This window comes from Shewanella sp. S1-58-MNA-CIBAN-0166 (assembly GCF_040310085.1).
Classification (GTDB): Bacteria; Pseudomonadota; Gammaproteobacteria; order Enterobacterales; family Shewanellaceae; genus Shewanella.
This window is the reverse complement of record NZ_JBEOPN010000068.1, coordinates 1-1,923: the sequence shown is the minus strand read 5'-3', so window position 1 is coordinate 1,923 and position 1,923 is coordinate 1. Positions and strand designations below refer to the sequence as shown.

The 1,923-nt window shown below is 42.4% G+C and carries 2 protein-coding genes; both read right to left on the bottom strand.

Annotated features, from left to right (window positions below; all coding sequences use genetic code 11):
* Window positions 1–1,051: 1,051 nt before the first annotated feature.
* Window positions 1,052–1,333: a GIY-YIG nuclease family protein gene (locus AAEY99_RS21095; protein ID WP_351011926.1), complete on the bottom strand. Its 282-nt coding sequence runs from the start codon at window positions 1,331–1,333 to the stop codon at window positions 1,052–1,054.
* A 345-nt stretch (window positions 1,334–1,678) separates the two neighbouring features.
* A partial coding sequence (locus AAEY99_RS21090) for a hypothetical protein (RefSeq protein WP_351011924.1) occupies window positions 1,679–1,923 on the bottom strand: 245 nt, incomplete at its 5' end.

The window sequence follows — 1,923 nt, the reverse complement described above, 5'->3', positions numbered from 1 at the left end:
CGGAATGACGTAATAGTGAGCGTTGCTTCCCCGCCCGTCATCCTCGAATGCTTTTATCGGGGATCCAGGTGTTTCTCTATAGCCCGTCATCCCTGAGATCTGTTATCAGGGATCCAGGTGTTTGATTTGGCTTTGACTTTCACTTTTACTTTCAAGCTTAAAAACAACACCTGGATTCCGGCTCAAAAGCATTGCCGGAATGACGTAATAGTGATCGTTGCTTCCCCGTCATCCTCGAATGCTTTTATCGGGGATCCAGGTGTTTCTCTACCCGCCCGTCATCCCTGAGATCTGTTATCAGGGATCCAGGTGTTTCATTTGATTTTTACTTTCAAGCTTAAAAACAACACCTGGATTCCGGCTCAAATGCATTACCGGAATGACGTAGTTTGAGCGTTATTTGGATGTTGTAATAATAGGCATAACACTAAAACATAGAAAGCATGTCCGAATGACGTAGTAGTGGGCGTTGTTTGAAATGCAGTAGTTTGGCTCCACCCGCCCGTCATCCCTGAGATCTGTTATCAGGGATCCAGGTGTTTCATTTGATTTTTACTTTCACTTTTCTTTCAAGCTTAAAAACAACACCTGGATTCCGGCTCAAATGCATTACCGGAATGACGTAATAGTGAGCGTTATTTGGATGTTGTAATAATAGGCATAACACTAAAACATAGAAAGCATGCCCGAATGACGTAGTAGTGGGCGTTGTTTGAAATGCAGTAGTTTGGCTCCACCCGCCCGTCATCCTCGAGATCTCTTATCCCGGCTCAGAAACACTACCGGGACGGATCCAGGTGTTGCCTTGGATTATTGTGGCTTTAAACATTAACACCTGGATTCCGGCTCAAAAGCGTTACCGGAATGACGTAATTTGAGGGAGCATTACTTGAATAGCGAAATAGTGAGTATTACTTCCCCCCGCACGTCATCCTCGAGATATCTTATCGGGGATCCAGGTGTTGCCTTGGCTTTGCCTAGCCGCCATTATCAATACATTGAGCCCAGCTAAGAAATGCGACTAAAACGGATCTAAGTATTATCTACCAATTTAGATTTCAAGATCATCCCAGCGTGGATTTAATTTTTCAATTAATTCAATTTTCCATTCTCGTTTCCACTTTTTAAGCTGCTTCTCTCTTGTAATTGCATTATAAATATCATCAAAAACTTCATAGTAAACTAGCTGGTTAATTGTATTCTTCTTGGTAAAACCGTCTGAGAGACCATTTTTATGCTCCCAAGCGCGTTTAATTAAATCAGAAGTCACTCCGACATATAATGCGCCATTAGGTCGATTTGCCATTATGTAAATGTATGATTGCTTATCCATAAGCGTTTTACCTGACTAAATGATAAGTAAAATATAGCATCTAAAGCGGGCTCCAGATAAAAACCCAAAAAATGTACCGCTTGGTTATGCGATTAATTCGTACATTGAAAAAAGCAGCTTAAAACTTGGCCATTACAACACCTGGATTCCGGCTCAAATGCGTTACCGGAATGATGTGTGGGTAGATTACTGGTGTGACTTATAGGTGCATTACTTCCTCCTAACCTGTCATCCTCGAGATCTCTTATCGGGTATCCATGTGTTGCTTTGGCTTCGCCGCTGTCATCCTCGAGATCTCTTATCGGGGATCCAGGTGTTGTCATTGATTTTTGTGACTTTAAAGCATTAACACCTGGATTCCGGCTCAAATGCGTTACCGGAATGACGTGTGGGTAGATTACTGGTGTGACTTATAGGTGCATTACTTGAATGACGAATAGTGAACATTAATGGCGTGTGAGTATGCATTACTTGAATAACGTAATAGTGGGGATTACCCTTTCCCCCTAGCCCGTCATCCTCGAGATCTCTTATCGGGGATCCAGGTGTTGTCATTGATTTTTGTGACTTTAAAGCATTAACACCTGGAT

What these genes read in the sequence shown, in the direction of transcription:
- AAEY99_RS21095 (WP_351011926.1), bottom strand. Translation starts at nt 1,333, where the DNA reads ATGGATAAGCAATCATACATTTACATAATGGCAAATCGACCTAATGGC.